This window comes from Mycobacterium sp. E735, assembly GCF_001666955.1.
GTDB lineage: Bacteria > Actinomycetota > Actinomycetes > Mycobacteriales > Mycobacteriaceae > Mycobacterium.
The window spans coordinates 18627-40783 of the sequence record NZ_LZIX01000205.1 but is presented as its reverse complement, the minus strand read 5'-3'; the positions used below and the strand labels follow the sequence as shown (position 1 = coordinate 40783).

The following is a 22157-nucleotide window of genomic DNA, read 5'->3' as shown; positions in this document are numbered from 1 at the left end:
GCGATCGAAGACCTGGTGACCGCTGTTCCCCAGGGGCGCAAGTGGTTTCAGCTTTACATGTGGCGCGACCGCGACCGCTCGATGGCGCTGGTGAAGCGCGCGGCCGACGCGGGGTTCGACACCCTGCTGGCCACCGTCGACGTCCCGGTCGCGGGCGCGCGGCTACGTGACAACCGCAACGGAATGACGATCCCGCCGACGCTGACGCTGCGCACCGTGCTGGACGCGGTGCCGCACCCGAAGTGGTGGTTCGACCTGCTGACCACCGAGCCGCTGTCCTTCGCATCGCTGGATCGCTGGTCGGGCACCGTCGGCGAGTACCTCAGCACGATGTTCGACCCCAGCCTGACCTTCGACGACCTCGAGTGGATCAAGGCTCAGTGGCCGGGCAAGTTGGTGGTCAAGGGCATCCAGACGCTCGAGGACGCCCGCGCCGTCGTCGATCGCGGCGTCGACGGCCTCGTCTTGTCGAATCATGGGGGGCGGCAACTGGATCGGGCCCCGGTACCCTTTCACCTGCTGCCCACCGTGGCCCGTGAGCTGGGCAAGCACACCGAGATCCTGGTCGACACCGGCATCATGTCGGGCGCCGACATCGTCGCGGCGATCGCGCTGGGTGCGCGGTGCACGCTGATCGGGCGCGCCTACCTGTACGGGCTGATGGCCGGTGGCGAGGCGGGTGTGACCCGCGCCATCGAGATCCTCCAGAGCGGGATCATCCGGACGATGGGGCTTCTCGGTGTCACCTGCCTCGAAGAGCTTTCGCCGCAGCACGTGACCCAGTTGCGGCGGTTCGGGCCCATTTCGCCGCCAGCGTAACGGCGGCGCGCACCCGCGTCCCGAACGTGCGGCGGGCCGCACGTTGGACTTCGAGCGTGCGGCCAGCCGCACGCTCGTGGCGAAACCACGCCCGGGAACAAACCGGCACCGGGCTGGGTTGAGCGCATCAGACTCAGATTTTGGAGGATTGATGGCTGAAGCCAAATCGGTGCCGGTGCTGTTCGTCACTGACACCATCGTGTTGCCCGGAATGGTCGTGCCGATCGCGCTCGACGACACCGCGCGCGCGGCGATCGACGCCGCTCAGGCGAGCGAATCGGGGCAGCTGCTGATCGCGCCCCGGCTCGACGACCGCTACCCGTCGCACGGTGTGATCGCGAAGATCCTGCAGGTCGGCCGCATCGCGGGCGGGGGCACCGCGGCCGTGGTCCGCGGCGAACGCAGGGCGCAGATCGGGACCGGAGCGTCCGGGCCCGGCGCGGCGCTGTGGGTCGAGGTGACCGAGGTCCCCGAGGCGGAGACGACGGACGAGATCAAGGCGCTGACAGCGGAGTACAAGAAGCTGCTGCTGGCCATGCTGCAGCGGCGCGAGGCCTGGGAGATCATCGACTACGTCAACCGGCTGACCGACCCGTCGGCCCTGGCGGACACCTCCGGGTACGCGTCCTACCTGTCCAGCGAGCAGAAGCGGCAGCTGGTCGAGACCGTCGACGTCGCCGAGCGGTTGCGGGTCCTGATCGACTGGACCAGCGCCCACCTGGCGGAGGTCGAGGTCAACGACAAGATCGCCGAGGACGTGCGCGAGGGCATGGAGAAAACGCAGAAGGAGTTCCTGCTGCGCCAGCAGCTGGCGGCCATCCGCAAGGAACTCGGGGAAGGCGAGCCCGACGGCTCCGATGACTACCGGGCGCGTGTCGAGGCCGCGGAGTTGCCCGAGAAGGTGCGGGAGGCCGCGCTGCGTGAGGTCGGCAAGCTGGAACGGTCAAGCGACCAGAGCCCGGAGAGCGGCTGGATCCGCACCTGGCTGGACACCGTGCTCGACCTGCCCTGGAACGTCAGGACCGAGGACTCGACGGATCTGAAGGCCGCGCGCGGCGTTCTGGACGCCGACCACCACGGGCTGGACGACGTCAAAGACCGCATCGTCGAGTACCTGGCCGTGCGGGCCCGCCGCGCTCAGCGCGGGCTGCAGGTGGTCGGCGGCCGCGGCTCCGGCGCGGTGATGGTGCTGGCCGGTCCCCCCGGCGTCGGCAAGACGTCGCTGGGCGAGAGCGTCGCCAGGGCGCTGGGCCGCAAGTTCGTGCGCGTCGCCCTGGGCGGTGTGCGCGACGAGGCCGAGATCCGCGGACACCGCCGCACCTATGTGGGCGCGCTGCCGGGCCGGATCGTGCGGGCGATCGGCGAGGCCGGGACCATGAATCCCGTTGTGCTGCTGGACGAAATCGACAAGGTCGGATCCGACTATCGGGGCGACCCGAGCGCTGCGCTGCTCGAGGTGCTCGACCCGGCGCAGAACCACACGTTCCGCGACCACTACCTGGATCTGGACCTGGACCTGTCCGATGTGGTGTTCCTGGCCACCGCCAACGTGATCGAGAACATCCCGTCGGCCCTGCTGGACCGCATGGAGCTGGTGCAGATCGACGGCTACACCGAGGACGACAAGGTCGCCATCGCGCGGGACTACCTGCTGCCACGGCAGCGGGAGCGGGCGGCGCTGACCGAGGACGAGGTGACGCTGACCGACGCCGCGTTGCGCAAGATCGCCGCCGATTACACGCGGGAGCCCGGCGTGCGGCAGTTCGAGCGGCTGCTGGCCAAGGCACTCCGCAAGGTGACCACCAAGCTGGCCGAGGCCCCCGAGCCGATCACGATCGACGAGCCGGATCTGGTCGACTACCTGGGTCGTCCGCGGTTCACCCCGGAATCGGCCGAACGCACGGCCGTGCCGGGCGTGGCCACCGGCCTGGCCGTCACGGGCCTGGGCGGCGACGTGCTCTACATCGAAGCCGGCGCAACGGACGGCGAGGCGGGCTTGCAGCTCACCGGTCAGTTGGGTGACGTGATGAAGGAGTCGGCGCAGATCGCGCTGTCCTACGTGCGCTCCCACGCCACCGAGCTGGGCGTCGACCCCAAGGCCCTGGACCGGCGCATTCACGTCCACGTGCCCGCCGGCGCGGTGCCCAAGGACGGCCCGTCGGCCGGCGTCACCATGGTGACCGCCCTGGTGTCGATGGCCACCGGACGGCAGGTCCGCTCAGATGTCGGCATGACCGGCGAGGTCACGCTGAACGGCCGGGTGTTGCCGATCGGCGGCGTGAAGCAGAAGTTGCTGGCGGCCCAGCGGGCCGGCCTCTCGACCGTCTTCATCCCGTCGCGCAACGAGCCGGATCTGGATGACGTGCCGGCCGAGGTGCTCGGCGCGCTCAACGTGCGGCCGGTGACCGATGTCGCCGACATCGTTGCTCAGGCGCTGGAACCGGTCGCGCAGACCGCGACGGTCGCCGCTTGAGCTGAGCTTGGCCGGGATGCGCAGCAAACTCGCGCGCATCCCGGCCAACCGCGTTAAGGTCCGTGAATGGCCGTGATCTTGCGAAGGTTGCTACGCATTGGCAACCTTCCCGCCGACATGAGAGCAGAGGTCGAACCGGAGGGGATCCTCCTGCTGGCCGAATACGTCCCCGTCACCTTCCGGTTCGGCGGCTCGGTGCCGGGGCTCGTTTCCAAGGGCAGCGTCCGCAGTTACGTCGGCTCCCTCGTGCTCACCTCCCAGCGGGTGCTCGGCACGCTGTCCACGGTGCCCAAGCTCGCCGGGCGGGCCATCGACCAGCGCTGGGATGCTCCGCAGGAGGGCCCGGTTGGAGCCGAGATCTCGTCGACCGGAATAGCGGTCAACGTCGACGTCGCCCAGGTCGATCCCGCCTTCACGGGTCAGCTGTCGCTGCACTACAAGACGGCGATTCCGGAGCCGGTGCTGACCACCCTCCCCCGTCGGTCGCTGAGTTTCTCGGTCCCGCGTGAATGGGTGTTGCGCGCCGTCGGCGTTCCCGCCCCCCGGCCTGCGTGAGGCCAGCAAATACGGCGAAGAGGTTTTCGACGTCCGACACCCGGGTATCTGCGGGGTTGGAGGTTCGACTGCCCGATGAGGGCGGTGGGGTGAGCGAATCACCAAGTCAATTGGTTCAGCTGCTGTTCAGGCAGCCAAACTGCTCGACAAGGGGGTTCACTGATGAATCTGAGCAAAATCACAGCCGGCACAATCATGGCCGGAACCATTACGTCCGCGGCGCTCGGCATCGGCGCCGGCATCGCACAAGCCGGCCCGGATGGCCCGAATGTGCCGAATCCGGGCATTCCGGGTCCGAACGTCCCGGGCGGCGACCGGGATGACCTGCCGGGCCAGCATGTGCCGGGACAGCCGATCTGTAACCCCGGCGCGCCGGGCGTGAACTGCAACGCGCCTGGCAGCCCGCTTCCCCCGGGACACGACAACTTCCCGCCGCCGGGGCACTACAACGACCCGGGCCGCTACGGCCTACCGGCCACCTGGGTCCCGCCAGTGGGTGACCCGGACGGAGCCCAGCTTCCGGTCGTGTTCAACCCTGACCTCGGTCAGTGGGGCGTCCAGACGTCTACCGGGTTCCAGGCGTACACGCCCGTCGGCGGTGCCAACGCCGGCGGCAGCGTCGGCGGAAACGTCGGCTCTCCGCGTTAAAGTCCGGTAGCTAACGACGTGCAGCCGCCCCCGAAAGGGGGCGGCTGTTTCGTTGCACGGTGACAGCGGCGGCACGCTCGGCGTTGAATGGACCCGTGAGTCTCAAACGCCAAGTGGTCCACCGCGTGCAGCGGTTGCTCGTCAACCCGGTGGGCCGACAAATGCCCGGAATCAGCTTGGAAACCACCGGCCGCAAGAGCGGCAGGCCGCGGCGCACCGCCGTCGGCGGGCGCCTGGTCGGCAATCAGTTCTGGATGGTCTCCGAACACGGCGAACACTCCGACTACGTCCGCAACATCAAGGCCAATCCCGCCGTTCGGGTGCGCATCGGCGGCCAATGGCGCAGCGGCACAGCGCATCTACTGCCCGACGACGACCCCCTGCGCCGGCTGGGTGACCTGCCGCGGCTCAACAGCGCGGTGGTGCGCCTGATGGGCAGCGACTTGCTGACCATTCGGGTGGATCTGGACTGACGCGCCGCATGGCCTACGACGAAGACCTGGCGAACGAAATCCGCGAGCTCGTGGCCTCCGAGCACGGCATCGAGGAGAAGCGCATGTTCGGCGGCCTTGCGTTCCTGGTCAACGGCAACATGTCCGTGGCGGTCAGCGGCCAGGGCGGTCTGCTGGTCAGGGTCCCGAAGGACGACCTCGACAAAGTGCTGCAGCGAGACCACGTCAGCCCCATGGTGATGGCAGGCCGCGACGTCCGCGGCTGGGTGCGGGTGGACGCCGCAGGCGTGCGCACCAAACGCCAGCTGCAGAGCTGGGTGACGCGCGGCGTCGGCTACGCGCGCAGCCTGCCCGCCAAGTGACCGGCGCGGTTTGCTGACACCCGGTGCGGGTACGTGGTCGGGTATGCCGAACCGCGAGCGACTGGTGCGACGACTGCTCGACGTCGCCGGCACCACCTACGCGGCCGAGGCGCGAATCAAGCTCGGCGACAAGCCGATGCCGTTATTTCAGCTGCTGGTGGTGTGCATGCTGGCCAGTAAGCCGATCGATGCCGCCATCGCCATGGCGGCCGGGCGGGAGCTGTTCGAGGCGGGTCTGCGCACCCCCGCGGCCGTGCTGGACGCCGACCGGCAGACCATGATCGACGCCTTCGGCCGGGCCCACTACGTGCGCTACGACGAAAGTTCGGCCACCCGGCTCACCGACATGGCCCAGCGCGTGCGCGACGAATATTCCGGCGATCTGCGCGCGCTGGCCGAACGCAGCCAACACGACGCCCCCTCGGCGAAACGATTGCTCAAGCAGTTCAAGGGAATTGGGGACACCGGCGCCGACATCTTCTTGCGCGAGGTGCAGGACGTCTGGACCTGGCTGCGGCCGTATTTCGACGACCGCGCCACCGCCGCGGCCAAGCAACTGGGTCTGCCCGCACAACCGGCAAGGCTGGGAGCCCTTGCGCCGCAGGCCAATGCGAGGCTCGCCGCCGCGCTCATCAGGGTGTCGCTGGACGACGGCGTGCGTCGGCAGGTGACCGGTTGACCGTCCGCATCGGTACCTCCGGGTGGTCGTACAACCATTGGGCGGACGTGCTGTACCCGCCGGGCCTGCCCGCCGCGCGCCGGCTGGCGCGCTACGTCGAGGTGTTCGATACCGTCGAGCTGAACGCGAGCTTCTATCGGTGGCCGAAGGATACGACCTTCGCGGGATGGCGCGACAAGCTGCCGGACGGCTTCAAGATGTCCGTCAAGGCGCATCGAGGACTGACGCACTACCGTCGCCTGGCGTCGTCCGGCACGTGGATCGAGCGCTTCGAGCGTTGTTGGGAATTGCTCGGTGATCGCCGCGGGGTGCTACTCGTGCAGCTGCACCCCGAGCAGCAGCGCGACGACGCGCGCCTGGACGCCTTTCTGGAGGCCGTGCCGGAGTCGATCCGGGTGGCCGTCGAGCTGCGCCACCCGTCCTGGAACCACGAGGGCGTCTACGAGTTGCTGGAACGGCGCCGCGCCGCCTACGTGGTGATGAGCGGCGCCGGACTGGCGTGCGTGCCGCGCGCCACCACCGATCTGGTGTACGTGCGCATGCACGGTCCGGATCAGGACGCGATCTATGCCGGCTCCTACTCGAACGACCAGCTGCGGGAGTGGGCGGAGCGAATCATCGCGTGGAGCGACGACGGCAAAGACGTGTGGATGTATTTCAACAACGACCTGGGCGGCCACGCGGTGCGCAACGCGCTGTACCTGCGCGAACTGCTGGGTTAATCGGAGATCTGGTCGACGGGGGCCCACGCCCCGTCGATGACCTCGGGCGGGCGCTGCGCCTGCAACCGGTCCCGCTCGGCGCGGCGACGTTTGATCCGCAACCGGGCGTCGCCGGGCATGCTGACCAGCTCGTCACAGGTCAGGTAGTACACGTCCTCGGCTACGTCGAAAAGGTCCGCGGCGGCTCGGCGAGAACCCAACTCCCGCAACGTGATTCGAAGCTGATGGGTGAAGCGCAGGGTGGCGTCATGAGCGAGCTCGCGGGAGTCGCGGGCGTTGGTGGTGAGCCGCTGGGCCAGCGTCGGCGACGCCGGCTCGGTCGACGCGGCGGCGGCCACGGCGGCTTCCCCGGCGGCCGTCAGCAGCATCGTCGGGTCGTCGGCGTACGTTCGGCTGGCCAGCTCCGCCTCACCGGGCCCGCGATGCGCGATGCGGGCGACGGTCGCGTCCACGGCGGCCGCGGTCGTGGGAGACAACGCGCGGATGCTGGCGAGGTTGCCCTCCTGGGCCAGCGCACACAGCGGCGGGTCGGCCCGCAGCACGGCGGCCAGCTGGGCCGTTTCGGACGCCACGATGCTGCTTTCCATGATCATGCCCACCCCGGGCACACCGCGCGCCGCGTTGCTCCGCTCCAGCGCTGCCGCGGTGACACCGCTGTCGATCAGCCATAACGCGGTCAGGATCCAGCCCTGATGAATGCGGTCACGAAGCAAGCCGATCCGAACCTCCAGGCCGGCATCGGGCAGCGACGCCAGCTGCGCCGCGTCGAGGTGTTCGGTTTCGGCGGCCGCGCAGTAAGCGCGGGTGTCGGACTTGAGATGGCGCAGGAGCGCCAGCGACCGGCCCGCGACGACGGCTTTGGCGATCGACCCCAGGGCCCCGCCGGCCAGCGCGGGCTCCCCGAACGGCAGGGGGTCCCCCACATGCGGCCGGCCCACCAGCGCGTCCCGGGCGACGGCTTCCTGGTCCCAGCCGGGCAGCTGCGCGGCGGCGACCATGTTGACCGACACCCCGACGTAGGGCCGGTGACCGAACACGGCGATGGCCCGGTTTGCCCACTCGTCGCCGACCACGCCGCCGAGCGCCAGAACGTGGCCCAGCATCCGATTCGCCGTGCGCAGTCCGTTCAGCTGGACGTCCAGCGTGATGGGGGTGAGCGGCCCGGGCAGCGCCTCGGCGAGGTTGCCCGCACTGAAGATCGGAAAGCGGGGGTCGATCCGGTCGTCGAATTCGCCCTCGACGCCCTCGGGCGCCGCGCTGCGCTCGTCGCCAGAGGGGCCGGGGCGCGGGACCACCTCGACCGGAAGGGCCACCTGGCGACCGTGCCCGGTGGCGCCCGCGGCGGCGATCTGGCGGCCGACGAGGCCGCGGGCGGTGTCGGCGACCGCTTCGAGCGCCTGCCAGCCGAACTCGAACGACCAATCCTCTTGCACCCCGGCGATGTCCATGTCCGGGATGAGCTGCGGCCAGCTGCGCACCCGGTTCAACCGCGATCTCGGGTCGGCGGACCGCAGCAATCGCCACGCGGTGACGACGTTGACGGTGTCGGGCGAGGCGAGGTCCACCACACCCGTGCGGTCGGTGTTCAGCGACGCCACCAGAAAGCGAACCAGGTCCTCGACGTGCAACACCCGCATCGGCTCCGCCGAGACTTTGGTGCGCAGGAGCGTGGCCACGGTGCGGCACACCATCCAGTCGAGCTGGCGGCCGACCGGCGGGGCGATCCGGACCACCAGGCTGGGGCCCCAACTAGTGGCGACCAGGTCCTCGGCCGGCCGGTACAGCTCGGGCCGGCCCGCGGCCTGGGACACGAACAGCAGCCGGGCGCCTGCGCGGGCGGCGACGTCGGTCACGTGCGCGAGGCCCTCGAGATCGGAGCTGCCGGGCGCGGTCGTATCGACCGGGGCCAGGTGAACCACCGCGTCGGCGTCGTCGGCGAGCTCACGCAGGACGGGGTCGCTCAGCGATGCGCAAACGAATTCGACGCTGGGATCCAGGCAGGGATGCGGGCGCTCGGCAATGCCGCTGACCGTGTGCCCGGCAGCGATCAGCTGCCGTGCAACCAGCCGCCCGAGTGCGCCGGTGGCGTCGGTAACCAGGATCTGCACCTGGGCTCACCTCCCCCGACCTCAAAACTAAACAATAGGCAGCCGGCATGACCTACGCGACCGTTACTGAGCAAACGCCAGTAGACCCGGCGAGGGCGGTTATTGCAGCGCGGCGCTGCCGTCTGCGGCGACGGAAACCTTGGCGCCGCCGATGTCTTCCCGCACCGTGGCCTGCGCCGCGGCACTATCGGTAATCACCGCCAGGGTCCGCGAGCCGTCGGGCGTGCGCACGGCCACGAAGGCCTTCTCCGGTCGTCCCTCGCGGTCGAACGGCGTCGTCCACGCCTCCACCTTGCCGACGCCTTCCCATTCCATCAGGCCGGCACAAGTCGGCTCGCGGTCGACCGCCGGTTGCGCGTCTTCCCAACGGAATTCGGTGGGCGGCTCGGTGCCGTACACGCCGAAGCTGTGCTTGGTCAGGTAGCCGCCGTTGGCGGTGATCAGTCCGCGTCGCCCGGGGTTGGCCACCAGCAACTCCGCCATGGTGGCGATGGAGTGCATCACGTAGTTGCTCCACGGGCCGCCGGCAAACGTCAGCCCCCCGGTGACCGTGAGCGGGCGGGCGGGGTCGTCGACGGCAAGCCCGAGTTCGGCCGCCGCGACCTGGACGGCCGAGGGAAAGCAGGAGTACAGGTCGACATAGTCGATGTCGTCGATGCCCAGGCCCGCCAGCTCCAGCGCGCGGCCGCCGGCGATCCGGATGGCCGGAGAACGATGCAGCTCGTCGCGCTCGGCGATGGCCGAGGTGTCGTGCGCGTCGGTGCCCGCGTGCGGGTAGATCCAGCGGTCCGCGGGGACCTGCAGTCGCCGGGCCTGCTCCACCGAGGTCAAGACGAGCGCGGCGCCCTGATCGACCATGTTGTTGGAGTTCATCAGCTTGGTGTAGGGCCAGCTGATCATCCTGTTCTGCGGGCCGGGCTCACAGATCTCCTCGGCGGTCACCGGCTTGCGGATCCACGCGTGTGGATTGTCGACCGCGACGGCGTTGAAGCGGGCCCACAGCTCGCCGATGCGCCTGCGGTGCCGCTCGACGGGCTCGCCGTTGGCGATCCGCAGCGCCTGCTCGAACAGTGGGTAGACATAGGCCGGACGGTCCAGCCGGATCCTGATCTCCGCGTCGCCGGCCATCGGGACGTCGTCGCCGCTGACCTCGGCCATCGGCACCGAGTCGTCCTGGATCGTCCACTCGAGCTTGCCGCCTTGGGCCCGCAGCCCCCGGCGGGTGCGCCAGGTCTCGGCGCCGGCGAGCAGCACCGCCTGGGCACGGCCCCGCTGGATGTCCAGGCATGCCTGGTTGACCAGGGACTGCGGCACGTTGCCGCCGACGGGGCTGTAGAGGGTGGTGAAGTCGCTCGCGCCGATCCGCTGTCCGAGCAGCAGCCCAGGGTCCCGGTACTGCGCCGAGAGGATGTTCACCACGCGGATGGAATCCACGGCCTCGATCACCCGCGAATCGGCGGCCTGCCGGGCCGCGGCCGCCATCAGGTCCATCGGCTCCACGGACCGCTTGTCCGGGTCGATCTCGTCGCGGTGGTTGACCTGGCCGTAGCCGATCAGCACCGGTGTCCTGGGGTCGACGGTCATGGGTCGAACTTAGCGTGGCTATCGATCCGGCGGGTCGCGCGGGGCGCGTTCGCCGCGCGTCACGGCGGCCCGAACAGCACGCCCTCGGCGGCGAGCCGGTCGATCTCCGGAGGGCTCATGCCGAGCACCCGTCGGCAGACGTCGACGGTGTCCTGGCCCGGCACGGGGGCCGGGCGCTGCGGGGCCGGCGGGATGTGGTGGAACGGCGCCGGGCCCGTCTCCGCGGGCAGCGGGCGTTCGACGAGGGGATGCAGCATCTCGGCATACAGTTTTCGCTCGACCAGCTGCGGGTCCTCCAGCACGTCGGGCGGCCGGTTCATCGGTCCGGCCGCGACCCCCGAGGACTGCAGTAGTTGGGCTGCCCGCACCGGGGTGCGCGTCCGGGTCCACGCCGACACCAAACCGACCAACTCGCGCCGGTTCGCCAGCCGCGCCTCGCCGGTGGCGAAGCGCGGATCGTCGGCCCATTCGGGGTGATGGAAAACGCCTGCGGCGCAACGCCATTCCTCATCGGAGCCGATCGAGATCACGCACCATTCGTCGTCCCCGGCGCACGGATAGACGGCGTGCAAGCTGGTGTCATCGGAGATTCGCGGCACGCCCGCGGCCAGCGCGGCCTGGGTGACGTACAGGGTGTCGAGTTGATTGACGACGGCTTCGGCCTGCGAGATGTGCACGTGCGACCCGCCGCCCGAGCGATGGCGGTGGATCAGCGCGGCCAGCGCCGCGATCGCGGTGATCCGTCCCACCACGTGGTCCGGGAAGATCGTGGTCGCGTCGTAGAAGTGGTGCCGGGCGCCGCCATCGTGCGCCTCCGGATCGTCGCCCGTCCACAGCCGGGTCACGCCGGTGGCCGCGCGAACCAGGGGGCCGTAGCCCATGCGCGTGCTCCACGGACCGCGATCGCCGTATGCGCTGCTCTCGGCGAGCACGATGCGCGGATTCACCGCGCGCAGGTTGTCGTAGGAAAAGCCAAGCGCGGTAAGCGTTCCCGGCTTGAAGTTGGCGAAGACGGCGTCGGATTCCGCGACGAGCCGGGTGAAGATCTCCTTGCCAGCGGGACTGCGCAGATCCAGGCCCATCGCCAGGTGATTGCGGTGCGTCCAGGCGAACGACTCGCTCATGGCGTCGCCGGCGCGGGCCTGCCGCAGCCCGTCCGGGTATTCGGGGCTTTCAATCTTGATGACCTCGGCGCCCAGGTCGCCGAACAGGCGGCTCAGCTCTCCACCCGCCACGATGATGCCGAGATCCAGGATGCGCACGCCGGCAAACGGATAGTCGCCGATGCGGCCCGACGGTGACTGCACCACCGCGGGGTTTCCGCGCCAGCCCGGCCCGTCCTGCCCCGCCGCCGGGGCCGGACTGCGGAAACCCGCGTGGTGGCCGTCGACGAGGAAGTAGCCGGTCGGCACGCGGGTGCGCACCCCCGGGACCAGCTCCGCATCAGTGACCGCATCCACCGCCTGGAAATGCTCGGAATCCATCACCCACGACGGCGTCAGCACGGCGGCGATCGGCACGCCGTGGGCCTGCCCCTCGGTCACCAGCTCCTTCATGGTCTGTCCGGCGAACAGCGCCTGGACCAACTCGCTGATCTGCGGCCACGCGGCGAAGCGCGCGCCGATCACGTCGTACTTCGGGTCTTGGAAATCGGCCGGCTCACCCAGCCAGCGCCGCAAGCCCCGCCACTGGCGCGGCGCCATCACGCACAGCCGGACGTACCCGTCCTGGCACGGGTAGATCGGGTAGGCGTCCTGGTTCTTCGGGCGGCCCCGCCACTGTCCCGTGCGGCGGATGCCGGCGGCGACCTGGCCGTGCGCGCCGAACGCCGGATCGAGCGACATGACGACGGCGTCGAACCGCGAAAAATCGATGAATTCACCGGTGCCGCAACGCAATCGGTTGTAGTAGGCAACCAGAGTTGCCCACGCCGCCTGGACGGCGGCGGTGGACGACGCGATTCCGTCGGGCGGCAACACCGGGGTCCCGGTGGTGGGACCGGATCGCGACAGCGAACCGGACATCGCGTACAGCACCGGATCGGTGGCCCGCCACAACGACCGCGGGCCCGTCGCCCCGAAGTCGGTGATCGACAGCACCACCAGATGCGGATGCTGGGCGGCCAGCTCCTCGACCGACGTCCCGAATGTGGGGGCCTCCCCGTAGAAGCCGTCGTCCACGACGATGTCGGCCTGCGCGGCGAGGTCGAGGAAGACACCGCAGTCGTCCTCGTCGAACGGGTCCAGCACCACGCTGCGCTTGTTGGCGTTGTGCACGGCGAACGGGATGCTCGCACCGGCGAGCGTCGGCGGCGCATCGCGCGCGGGGCTTCCGGTCGGCGGTTCGACCTTGAGCACATCGGCGCCCAGGTCGGCGAACAGGCGCGTCACCGCGTCACCATTGCCGCTCGACAAGTCGAGGACGCGCACGGCGTCGAGCAACCCCTCGGACATCAGCACACCGTACCCGCAGGTGCCTGATCCGGCCCGGCCCCGTGTTGTCCCCCCAAAAGGCCAACTGGGCAAGCTGATTGGGTGGGCCAACCCGCCGTCGGCTATCGTCACAGGCCGATCGGCGAGGCCATGGGCGAAACGATCCGACGGAGGCATCCACTATGAGCGCGCACCTGACCTACATCGAGGCCGTGGTGGTTGGGGCGTTCCAGGGCGTCACCGAGCTGTTCCCGGTCTCCAGCCTCGGGCACGCCGTGTTGGTGCCGGCGGTGGTCGGCGGTCGATGGGCCCGGGACCTGAGCGTCTCCGCCCCCGAATCGCCCTACCTCGCATTCATCGTCGGCCTGCACGTGGCCACCGCGGCCGCGTTGCTGGTCTTCTTCTGGCGGGACTGGCTCCGCATCGTGGCCGGATTCACGTCGTCGTTGCGGTATCGACGCATCCAGACCGCAGACGAGCGGCTCGCCTGGCTGATCGTGGGCGCCACGATCCCGGTCGGGCTGGCGGGGCTGGCGCTGGAGCGGACGTTCCGCACCACGCTCGGCAAGCCCGTCCCCGCGGCGATCTTCCTTTTGCTCAACGGCATCGCCCTCTACGCGGGCGAGGTGCTGCGCCGGCGCGTCTCCCCCACGCCCGACCACGACCAAACCGCCGGGGAAGAGCCCGCGCACAGCGGCGAGGCCGTCGACAACCGCCTGGCCCAACTCCCCCTGCGCCGCGGCGTCCTGATCGGCGCCGCGCAAATCCTGGCCCTGCTCCCCGGCATCAGCCGCTCGGGCATCACCATGGTGGCCGGCCTGTGGCGCGGCTTGTCACACGAGGACGCCGCGCGGTTCTCCTTCTTGCTGGCGACGCCCATCATCCTGGCCGCCGGCGTGTACAAGATCCCGGAACTGTTCGGGCCCCGCGCGGCCGGGATCGGCGGCCAGGTGCTCGCCGGGAGCATCGCCTCTTTCGTGTGCGCTTACCTCGCCGTGCGGTTCCTGACGCGGTACTTCCAGACCCGAACCCTGACGCCGTTCGCCGTTTACTGCGCGCTGGCCGGCGGCGCCAGCCTGGTGTGGCTCGCCATCAGCTGAACGCCGTACACGATTTCGGTGACAAGGCTTCACCGACTCGGTCACCAAACGGCAACCGCTGGGTATCGATTCGCGCAAGAACATAGGCGCGCGGCGTGGCGTAGCTCACCATCGACGGAGCAAATGCGCGGCGTCCCAATCACAGAGGTGAAGCCTGAATGTTTTGTCGCCTTGGTCGTGTGGCCGGCGCTGCCGCCGGGACCGCCCTGCTTGCGCTTTCGACGTTGACGGCTCCCAAGGTGGGCGCCCTGGTCCCGATGAGTCCGAACCTGTTGGTCAACCCGGGCGCCGAACTCGGTGACCCGTCATTGTCGGGATACAGCGGGGTGACCATGCCCGGCTGGACCGTGACGGGAACGCCGACGGTCATCAAATACAACACCCTGGTCCGCCTGCCCTCGCCGCTCGGGTCGCCCGGGCCGACCATGCCGAAGTTCCTGGCGTTTCCGTCCGCCCAGCACGGGCCTCCCGACGGCGGCGCCCAGTACTTCGGCGGCGGGAACGTGGCGTCGTCCACCATCACCCAGGTCGTCGACCTCAGTGGTGCCGCGGCGGCCATCGACACCGGCACCGTGCCGTACACGTTCAGCGGCTGGCTCGGCGGCAACAGGCTGGAGCTGTCCGAGGCGTCGGCCACCGTGGATTTCCTGGCCGCCAGCCAATTACCGCTGGGCACAGGGAAAATCGGGCCGGTCTCCGTGTTCCAGCGGGAATTCCAGAATGAGCTGTTCGAGCGCAGCACCACCGGGACAATCCCGGCCGGCACGCGCAGCGCGCGGGTGACCGTCCTCTTCAAGGACACCCACTGGGCGGGCGGCGCGTACAACCACTCGTATGCCGACAACCTCTCGTTCACCGTCGGCGCCCCGCTGCCCGCCCCGCCGCTGCCCACGCCGCCCAACTCGACGGTCAAGCCACTGGACCACGTGTTCCTGGTGTACATGGAAAACCATGGCGTGAAAGACGTTGTGGGCAGCCCCAATGCGCCGTACATCAACAGCCTCATCAGCTCGTACGGCTACGGGGCCAACTACTTCGCCCTGACGCACCCGAGCCTGCCCAATTACTACCCGATCCTCGGCGGATCCGACTTCGGCGCCAACTACAACTGCGAACTGAACTGCTTCGACGCGCCCAACCTGGCCGACTCCGTCGAGGCGAACAACAAGACGTGGGCCAGCTATGAGCAGTCCATGCCCACCCCGTGCGCCAAGACGTCGAGCGGCCCATACACCCCGGGCGAACTACCGTTCCTCGCGTTCCACGACATCGTGTCCAACACCCCGCGGTGTGAGGCGCATGTGCTGCCGTTGACGCGGCTGGCCACGGATCTCGCCTCGGCCAACACCACCCCGAACTTCGTGTGGTTCGCCGCCGACGAAAACAACAACATGGAAGGACCGGTCAACCTGCGCTTCGTTGGCAGCCAGCTGACATCGCATCAGTACAACATCAAGGCCGGCGACCAGTTTCTGCGGCAGGTACTGCCGACGATCGTCAATTCGCCCGCCTTCCAGACGCAACGCAGCGCCATCTTCATCACGTGGGACGAGGATTACAACAACCTGTCGCTGACCAACGGCAACGAAGGCAACCACATCCCGATGATCGTCATCCCGTCCCCGAATTCGGGTATGCGCCAAGGTCATTTGGTGTCCACCAGCCACAACAACCACTACAGCCTGCTGCGCACCATCGAAGATTCCCTCCAGCTTCCCCGCCTCACCAACAACGACAAATTCGCCCAGCCGATGAACGAATACTGGCCCTAGATTGGTCGTAGCCTGGCCGGAGGTACGAAGTGACCGACGAGTCGAGGCAACCCACATGAGCCGTTTTGAATCCGGACGTTCCGCACCCGGCCAGGAGTCGGTGTGGGACTACCCACGCCCGCCCAGAGTCGAGCCGTTCACCGGTCCCATCACCGTCGAGTTGGGTGGGGAAGTCGTCGCTTCCACCCGGCGGGCCTGGCGGGTGCTCGAGACGAGTCATCCACCGACCTATTACCTCCCGCGCGAGGCTTTCGCCGACGGCGCGCTGCGCCGGGCGTCCGGGAGCTCGTGGTGTGAATGGAAAGGCAGGGCAACCTATTACGACCTGCTCGCCGGCGGGGTCGTGGCCCCGAAATCCGCGTGGAGTTATTTGAGTCCGGCGCCGGGATTCGAAGCTATCGCCGGGGCGGTCGCGGTGATGGCCGCCAACGTCGACCGCTGCACGGTCAATGGAGAGGTCGTCCTGCCCCAACCAGGCGGTTTCTACGGCGGCTGGATCACCAGCTGGGTGACCGGGCCGTTCAAAGGGGTTCCGGGCTCGACGGGTTGGTGATGCGCCGCTACACCGGCTCGAGTCGATAACGCACCAGTCGCGCCGGTTCATCACCGAAATGCTCTGTGCGGCAAGCCCCATCGAGCCGCCAGCCGCCTCGTTGGTAGAACCGGCGGGCGCGGGCGTTGGCGTCCAGCACCCATAACACGGCCCCGGTCACGCCGATCGCCCGCAGCCGGTACCGGGCCGCCCCCAGCAACAGGGTGCCCACCCCCGCACCCGCGTGCGCCGGGTCGACGTAAAGAGCCATCAGCTCACCGAAGTTCGGCAACGCCGCGTCGCGACACAGGCCCGCGGTGGCGAAGCCGCGAATCGCGGGGCCGTCGACGGCGACCAAGGTGGAGGGCATTCGCAACCCCACGCGGCCGAAGGCGTACCGATCGACCACCGCCTCCGGGGTCAGACTGTCCAGGTACTCGTCGGCGACGAGACCGCGGTACGCCGACCGCCACGACCGCACGTGCAGGCGGGCCACCTCGTCGGCATCGGCGGGGACCGCCGCGCGCACCTCGATCACCGGTGCAGTATCCACGGTTGTTGCGCAGCCCGACGCCGAGTGCTGTGCTTACCGGGTCGCCTGTTGACACCCGTCAAGAATTCGGAGGGTAGGGAAATGGCAGACACGGCATCGGTCGGGTTGAAGGTTCGCGGCAAGGTCATCGTCATCACCGGCGGCGCCCGGGGCATCGGGCTGGCCACCGCCACCGCGTTGCACAATCTGGGTGCCAAGGTGGCGATCGGCGACGTCGACGAGGTCCGGGTGAAGGAATCCGGCGCCGCGCTCGGCCTGGACGTGTACGGCAAACTCGACGTCACCGACCCGCACTCGTTCTCCGATTTCCTGGACGAGGTCGAGCGCCAGCTCGGCCCGGTCGACGTGCTGGTCAACAACGCCGGCATCATGCCGCTCGGCCGGATCGTGGACGAGCCGGACGCCGTCACCCGGCGCGTCCTCGACATCAACGTCTACGGCGTGATCCTGGGCAGCAAACTGGCAGCCCAGCGCATGGTGCCCCGCGGATCCGGCCACGTCATCAACATCGCCTCGCTCGCCGGCGAGACCTACATCGCCGGGGCGGCCACCTACTGCGCAAGCAAGCACGCGGTGATCGGGTTCACCGACGCCGCGCGGATCGAATACCGCAGCACGGGCGTGAAATTCTCGGTCGTCATGCCGACGTTCGTGAACACCGAGCTGATCGCCGGCACGTCGGGGGCCAAGGGCATCAAGAACGCCGAGCCGGCCGACATCGCCGAGGCGATCGTCAACCTGGTGGCGCATCCCAGGCCGCGTGTGCGGGTCACCAAGACGGCCGGCGCGCTGATCGCCTCGCAGAAGTTCATGCCGCGCGCGCTGTCCGAGGGGCTCAACCGCGCGCTCGGCGGCGAGCACGTCTTCACCGACCACGTCGACGCCGAGCAGCGCAGGGCCTACGAGTCGCGCGCCCGCGGCGAAGAGTAGTCGGCGATCGCGACCGCGTCGGGCGCCGTTCACCGCAAGCGCGGACAATCGGCTGAGTGAGCCTAGAAACCCAGACAACCGCTCCCCTTGCCGACGACGAACTCGACCTGATCAACGCGTATTGGCGCGCCGCCAATTACGTGTCCGTCGGGCAGATCTACCTGCTGGACAATCCCCTGCTGACCGAACCGCTCTCGCCCGAGCACGTCAAACCGCGGCTGCTGGGGCACTGGGGCACCACCCCGGGCCTGAACCTGATCTACGCGCACCTCAACCGGATCATCCGCGACCGCGACGCCAGCATCATCTACGTCACCGGGCCCGGCCACGGCGGCCCGGCGCTGGTCGCCAACGCCTACCTCGAGGGCACCTACAGCGAGGTGTACACCGGCATCGAGCAGGACGCCGAAGGGCTGCGAAAGCTCTTCCGGCAGTTCTCTTTTCCCGGCGGCATCCCCAGCCATGTCGCCGCCCAGACGCCCGGCTCCATCCACGAGGGCGGTGAACTCGGCTACGCGCTGGTGCATGCCTACGGCGCGGCCTTCGACAACCCGGATCTGGTCGTGGCCTGCGTGGTCGGGGACGGCGAGGCCGAAACCGGGCCACTGGCGGCCAGCTGGCATTCCAACAAGTTCCTCAACCCGGTCACCGACGGCGCGGTGTTGCCCATCCTGGCTCTCAACGGCTACAAGATCGCCAACCCGACGGTGCTGGCGCGCATCCCGCACGACGAACTCGAGGCGCTGCTACGTGGCTACGGCTACCGGCCCATCACGGTCGCCGGTGACGATCCGGCGAACGTCCATCAGCAGCTGGCCGCCGCCCTCGACGACGCCTTCGACGACATCGCGGCCATCCAGCGCGCGGCCCGCGCCGGCAACGGGACCGAGCGGCCCGTGTGGCCGATGATCGTGCTGCGCACCCCCAAGGGCTGGACGGGCCCGAAGGTGGTGGACGGCAAGAAGGTCGAGGGCACCTGGCGAGCGCACCAGGTCCCGCTGGCCGAGACGCACGACAACCCTCAGCACCGCGCCCAGCTCGAGGAGTGGCTGCGCAGCTACCGGCCCGGGGAGCTATTCGACGACGACGGCAGGCTGCGCGCCGAGCTGCGCGCGCTGGCGCCCAGCGGTGACCGCCGGATGAGCGCCAACCCGCACGCCAACGGCGGACTGTTGCTGCACGACCTCGACCTGCCGGACTTCCGCGACTACGCCGTCGCGGTGCCGCGGCCCGCCGCCACGACGCACGAGGCGACCCGGGTGCTCGGCACCTTCCTGCGGGACGTGATCGCCCGCAACTCCGACCGGTTCCGGCTGATGGGTCCCGACGAGACCGCGTCGAACCGGTTGGACGCCGTCTACGGGTCGACCGACAAGGTGTGGCTCTCGGAAATCGGGCCCGACGACGAGCACCTCGCGCCCGACGGCCGCGTGATGGAGGTGCTCTCCGAGCACCTGTGCCAGGGCTGGCTGGAGGGCTACCTGCTGACCGGCCGGCACGGCCTGTTCAACTGCTACGAGGCGTTCGTCCACATCGTCGACTCGATGCTGAACCAGCACGCGAAGTGGCTTGCCACCAGCCTGGAGCTGCCGTGGCGGCGGCCGATCGCGTCGCTGAACTACCTGCTCTCCTCGCACGTCTGGCGCCAGGACCACAACGGCGCGTCGCACCAGGACCCCGGCTTCATCGACCTGGTCGCCAACAAGCGGGCCGAACTGACCCGGGTGTACCTGCCGCCGGACGGCAACACGCTGCTGTCGGTGACCGACCACTGCCTGCGCAGCCGCGACTACATCAACGTCATCGTCGCCGGCAAGCAGCCGGCGCTGGCCTACCTGGACATGGACCAGGCCATCGCGCACTGCGCGCGCGGCGTGGGCATCTGGCCGTGGGCAAGCACCGCCACCGCCGAACCCGACGTCGTGCTGGCCTGCGCCGGCGACATCCCGACGCTGGAAACCCTGGCCGCGGCCGACATCCTGCGTCGCGAACTGCCCGAGCTCGCGGTCCGGGTGGTCAACGTCGTCGACCTGATGCGGCTGCAGCCGGATTCCGAGCACCCGCACGGCTTGCCGGACCGGGAGTTCGACGCGCTGTTCACGCGCGACAAGCCGGTGATCTTCGCCTACCACGGCTACCCGTGGCTAATCCACCGGCTCACCTACCGGCGCACCAACCACCCGCGCATCCACGTGCGTGGGTTCAAGGAGCGGGGCACCACGACGACACCCTTCGACATGGTGATGCTCAACGATCTGGACCGCTTCCACTTGGTTATCGACGTCATCGACCGGGTGGACGGGCTGGCCAGCAAGGCCGCGGTGCTGCGCCAGCGCATGGTCGACGCCCGGCTCGCGGCGCGCATCTACACCCGGGAGCACGGCGAGGACGACCCGCAGATCGCCAACTGGACCTGGGAGGCGAGCGAGCAGAACGAACGTAGTGAGTGATGGGAGCGAGACGACCGATCAGGCTGGGAGGCGAGCGAGCAGTGATGGGAGCGAGACGTACATGCGCGCCGAGATTGCCGTCACGGTCGCGCCCCGGGCGCCGACCACAACCGTGACGGCCATCTCGTTGGAGTCACGCCGCCGCGGCTCACCGGTAAACTGGCCAAATGCCCGAGGCGCCCGCCATCGCTGACACCCACCCGGTGCTCGCGCAGCTGTCGGCGCTGCACAGGGTCCGGATCCACCTCGACATCGCCGTCGTCGTGCTCGTGCTGGTGCTGACCAACCTGGTCGCCCACTTCACCACCCCCTGGGCCGGCATCTGCGTCGTTCCCGCCGCCGCCGTCGGCCTGGTGTTCCTGATGCGCGCCAACGGTCTGGAGTGGGCCGATTTGGGTCTGGGGCGCGAACACTGGAAATCGGGGTTGGGCTATGCCGTGGCCGCGGTGCTGGTCGTGGCGTCGGTGATAGCTGTCGGGGTGCTGCTGCCGATGACCCGGCCGATGTTCCTCAACCACCGCTACGCCACGGTCTCCGGCGCGCTGATCGCATCGATGGTGATCATCCCGCTGCAAACCGTGATCCCGGAGGAGCTGGCATTTCGGGGCGTGCTGCACGGCGCGCTGCACCGGGCCTGGGGCTTCCGCGGGGTCGCGTTGGCGGGTTCGCTGCTGTTCGGCCTGTGGCACGTCGCGACGTCGCTGGGGCTGACCAGCAGCAACGTCGGCTTCACCCGGCTGTTCGGCGGCGGCGTCGTGGGGATGCTGGCGGGTGTCACCGGCGCGGTGCTGGCCACCGGTGCGGCCGGCTTCGTCTTCAGCTGGCTCCGCCGGCGCAGTGGCAGCCTGATCGCGCCGATCGCGTTGCACTGGTCGCTGAACGGGCTTGGGGCGCTGGCCGCCGCCCTGGTGTGGCATCTGACCAGCTGAGGGCGCTCACACCAGCAGCACCGCCGCGCCGGCGATGCGGCCCGCGCTGAGGTCGGCCAGCGCCCGATCCGCCTGGTCCAGCGGGTATTCCGGTGTGGTCACCTCGATGTGATGCTCGCCCGCGAAGTCGAGGAACGCCCGCGCGTCGGCCCGGGTGTTCGACGTGACCGAGCGGACCTGGCGCTCCTGAAACAGGTGTCGCTGGTAATTCAGGACCGGGATGTCGGACAGGTGGATGCCGGCGATCGCGAGGGTGCCGCCGCGGTCCAGGGCCTCCAGCGCGGGCAGCACCAGCTCCCCGACCGGCGCGAACAGGATCGCCGCGTCGAGTGGCACCGGTGGCGGGTCGGCCGCTCCCTGCGCCGACGCCGCCCCGAGCTGCATGGCGAGCTCACGCGCCTCGGCTCCGCGGGTCATCACGTGCACCTCGGCGCCCTGCGCCAACGCGACCTGCGCGGTGATGTGGGCACTGCCGCCAAAGCCGTACAGCCCGAGCCGTCCGCCTGGCGGCAGGTCGGCACGAAGCAGGGAGCGGTAGCCGATGATGCCGGCGCACAGCAGCGGCGCGAGCTCGCTGTCGCTGTAACCGGCGGGCAGCGGATGCGCGAAAGCGGCGGGAACCGTGGCGAATTCGGCGTAACCACCATCGGCGTCCCAGCCGGTGTAGCGGGACTGCGGGCACAGGTTCTCGTCGCCGCGGCGGCAGTACTTGCACACCCCGCAGGTGTGGCGTAGCCAGGCGATGCCGACCCGGTCTCCCACTCGAAACTCGTCGCCCGCTTGCGCGCCCATTTCCACGACCTCCCCGACCACCTCGTGGCCGGGCGTCACGTGGTCGCGATGCACGGGCAGGTCGCCCTCGGTGACGTGCAGGTCGGTGCGGCAGACGCCGCAGGCCCGGACGGCGACCAGCAAATCCGATGGCCCGGGGCGCGGCACCTCCGAGGCGACTTGCTCGAGCGGGGCGGTGTCCATGGGGCCGGGTTGACGCACCCGCCATGCGCGCATGGCCGCGGTGGACAGCGGTGCAATCATCCGTCAATCATGCCGCCAACCG

19 protein-coding genes are annotated in these 22157 nt (G+C 69.4%); 14 read left to right on the top strand and 5 right to left on the bottom strand.

The genetic code is table 11. From position 1 onward, the window contains the following. The 8 genes from A5704_RS16505 to A5704_RS16470 form a co-directional block, all read left to right on the top strand. Window positions 1-819: alpha-hydroxy acid oxidase (locus tag A5704_RS16505; protein ID WP_067760801.1), on the top strand; the 819-nt coding region annotated here is incomplete at its 5' end. Between the two features lie 151 nt (window positions 820-970). Further along, window positions 971-3292, top strand: coding sequence for an endopeptidase La (gene lon / locus A5704_RS16500; RefSeq protein ID WP_067889946.1), 2322 nt, complete (start codon window positions 971-973; stop codon window positions 3290-3292). A gap of 66 nt (window positions 3293-3358) precedes the next feature. Further along, complete coding sequence (locus A5704_RS16495; protein WP_067889943.1) at window positions 3359-3847, top strand: hypothetical protein; 489 nt, start codon at window positions 3359-3361, stop codon at window positions 3845-3847. A gap of 162 nt (window positions 3848-4009) precedes the next feature. Then, window positions 4010-4495, top strand: a complete 486-nt coding sequence (locus tag A5704_RS29265; protein WP_067760795.1) for a hypothetical protein — start codon at window positions 4010-4012, stop codon at window positions 4493-4495. Between the two features lie 95 nt (window positions 4496-4590). After that, window positions 4591-4968 (top strand): nitroreductase family deazaflavin-dependent oxidoreductase, encoded by a 378-nt coding sequence (locus A5704_RS16485; protein WP_067760789.1) that lies wholly within the window; start codon window positions 4591-4593, stop codon window positions 4966-4968. An 8-nt stretch (window positions 4969-4976) separates the two neighbouring features. After that, window positions 4977-5309 carry a TfoX/Sxy family protein gene (locus A5704_RS16480; protein WP_067889940.1) on the top strand — a complete coding sequence of 111 codons (333 nt, stop codon included), beginning with the start codon at window positions 4977-4979 and terminating at the stop codon, window positions 5307-5309. Between the two features lie 43 nt (window positions 5310-5352). Continuing rightward, window positions 5353-5988 carry an endonuclease gene (locus A5704_RS16475; RefSeq protein ID WP_067889939.1) on the top strand — a complete coding sequence of 212 codons (636 nt, stop codon included), beginning with the start codon at window positions 5353-5355 and terminating at the stop codon, window positions 5986-5988. Next, on the top strand, window positions 5985-6710 hold the full coding sequence (locus A5704_RS16470) for a DUF72 domain-containing protein (RefSeq protein WP_067889931.1): 726 nt from the start codon (window positions 5985-5987) through the stop codon (window positions 6708-6710). The genes A5704_RS16475 and A5704_RS16470 overlap by 4 nt, the downstream gene beginning before the upstream one ends. Here the strand turns inward: A5704_RS16470 and A5704_RS16465 are convergent. From A5704_RS16465 to A5704_RS16455, 3 genes are all read right to left on the bottom strand, one after another. Then, entirely contained in the window at window positions 6707-8818 is a 2112-nt protein-coding gene (locus tag A5704_RS16465; protein ID WP_067889928.1) for an NAD(P)H-binding protein, read from the bottom strand. The genes A5704_RS16470 and A5704_RS16465 overlap by 4 nt on opposite strands. Window positions 8819-8917: 99 nt before the next feature. Further along, a complete protein-coding gene (locus A5704_RS16460) occupies window positions 8918-10402 on the bottom strand; it encodes an acetyl-CoA acetyltransferase (RefSeq protein WP_067889925.1) in 1485 nt (494 codons plus the stop codon). Window positions 10403-10461: 59 nt separating this feature from the next. Further along, entirely contained in the window at window positions 10462-12855 is a 2394-nt protein-coding gene (locus A5704_RS16455) for a CaiB/BaiF CoA transferase family protein (protein WP_369828465.1), read from the bottom strand. 161 nt (window positions 12856-13016) lie between these two features. Here A5704_RS16455 and A5704_RS16450 point away from each other — a divergent pair, with 161 nt between their 5' ends. The 3 genes from A5704_RS16450 to A5704_RS16440 all read left to right on the top strand — a co-directional run bounded on the left by A5704_RS16450 (window position 13017) and on the right by A5704_RS16440 (window position 16259). Beyond that, complete coding sequence (locus tag A5704_RS16450; RefSeq protein WP_067889921.1) at window positions 13017-13934, top strand: undecaprenyl-diphosphate phosphatase; 918 nt, start codon at window positions 13017-13019, stop codon at window positions 13932-13934. Window positions 13935-14113: 179 nt separating this feature from the next. Next, entirely contained in the window at window positions 14114-15706 is a 1593-nt protein-coding gene (locus tag A5704_RS16445) for an alkaline phosphatase family protein (RefSeq protein WP_231969145.1), read from the top strand. Window positions 15707-15761: 55 nt separating this feature from the next. Then, window positions 15762-16259: a DUF427 domain-containing protein gene (locus tag A5704_RS16440; protein ID WP_067760771.1), complete on the top strand. Its 498-nt coding sequence runs from the start codon at window positions 15762-15764 to the stop codon at window positions 16257-16259. Window positions 16260-16266: 7 nt separating this feature from the next. Here the strand turns inward: A5704_RS16440 and A5704_RS16435 are convergent, their stop codons facing one another. After that, entirely contained in the window at window positions 16267-16776 is a 510-nt protein-coding gene (locus tag A5704_RS16435) for a GNAT family N-acetyltransferase (protein ID WP_067778389.1), read from the bottom strand. Between the two features lie 96 nt (window positions 16777-16872). Between A5704_RS16435 and A5704_RS16430 the strand changes: the two genes are divergently transcribed. From A5704_RS16430 to A5704_RS16420, 3 genes are all read left to right on the top strand, one after another. Next, window positions 16873-17721, top strand: coding sequence for an SDR family oxidoreductase (locus A5704_RS16430; RefSeq protein ID WP_067760766.1), 849 nt, complete (start codon window positions 16873-16875; stop codon window positions 17719-17721). A gap of 56 nt (window positions 17722-17777) precedes the next feature. After that, window positions 17778-20171: a phosphoketolase gene (locus A5704_RS16425; protein ID WP_067760764.1), complete on the top strand. Its 2394-nt coding sequence runs from the start codon at window positions 17778-17780 to the stop codon at window positions 20169-20171. Window positions 20172-20338: 167 nt separating this feature from the next. Further along, window positions 20339-21100, top strand: a complete 762-nt coding sequence (locus A5704_RS16420) for a CPBP family intramembrane glutamic endopeptidase (protein WP_067760762.1) — start codon at window positions 20339-20341, stop codon at window positions 21098-21100. 6 nt (window positions 21101-21106) lie between these two features. Here A5704_RS16420 and A5704_RS16415 read toward each other — a convergent pair whose 3' ends face one another. Continuing rightward, window positions 21107-22135, bottom strand: a complete 1029-nt coding sequence (locus A5704_RS16415; protein WP_067760760.1) for a zinc-binding alcohol dehydrogenase family protein — start codon at window positions 22133-22135, stop codon at window positions 21107-21109. Window positions 22136-22157: the final 22 nt, after the last annotated feature.

Coding starts and splice junctions, on each gene's coding strand:
- lon (WP_067889946.1), top strand. CDS start 971: ATGGCTGAAGCCAAATCGGTGCCGGTGCTGTTCGTCACTGACACCATC.
- A5704_RS16495 (WP_067889943.1), top strand. CDS start 3,359: ATGGCCGTGATCTTGCGAAGGTTGCTACGCATTGGCAACCTTCCCGCC.
- A5704_RS29265 (WP_067760795.1), top strand. CDS start 4,010: ATGAATCTGAGCAAAATCACAGCCGGCACAATCATGGCCGGAACCATT.
- A5704_RS16480 (WP_067889940.1), top strand. CDS start 4,977: ATGGCCTACGACGAAGACCTGGCGAACGAAATCCGCGAGCTCGTGGCC.
- A5704_RS16475 (WP_067889939.1), top strand. CDS start 5,353: ATGCCGAACCGCGAGCGACTGGTGCGACGACTGCTCGACGTCGCCGGC.
- A5704_RS16460 (WP_067889925.1), bottom strand. CDS start 10,402: ATGACCGTCGACCCCAGGACACCGGTGCTGATCGGCTACGGCCAGGTC.
- A5704_RS16455 (WP_369828465.1), bottom strand. CDS start 12,855: ATGTCCGAGGGGTTGCTCGACGCCGTGCGCGTCCTCGACTTGTCGAGC.
- A5704_RS16450 (WP_067889921.1), top strand. CDS start 13,017: ATGAGCGCGCACCTGACCTACATCGAGGCCGTGGTGGTTGGGGCGTTC.
- A5704_RS16440 (WP_067760771.1), top strand. CDS start 15,762: ATGAGCCGTTTTGAATCCGGACGTTCCGCACCCGGCCAGGAGTCGGTG.
- A5704_RS16430 (WP_067760766.1), top strand. CDS start 16,873: ATGGCAGACACGGCATCGGTCGGGTTGAAGGTTCGCGGCAAGGTCATC.
- A5704_RS16420 (WP_067760762.1), top strand. CDS start 20,339: ATGCCCGAGGCGCCCGCCATCGCTGACACCCACCCGGTGCTCGCGCAG.
- A5704_RS16415 (WP_067760760.1), bottom strand. CDS start 22,135: ATGATTGCACCGCTGTCCACCGCGGCCATGCGCGCATGGCGGGTGCGT.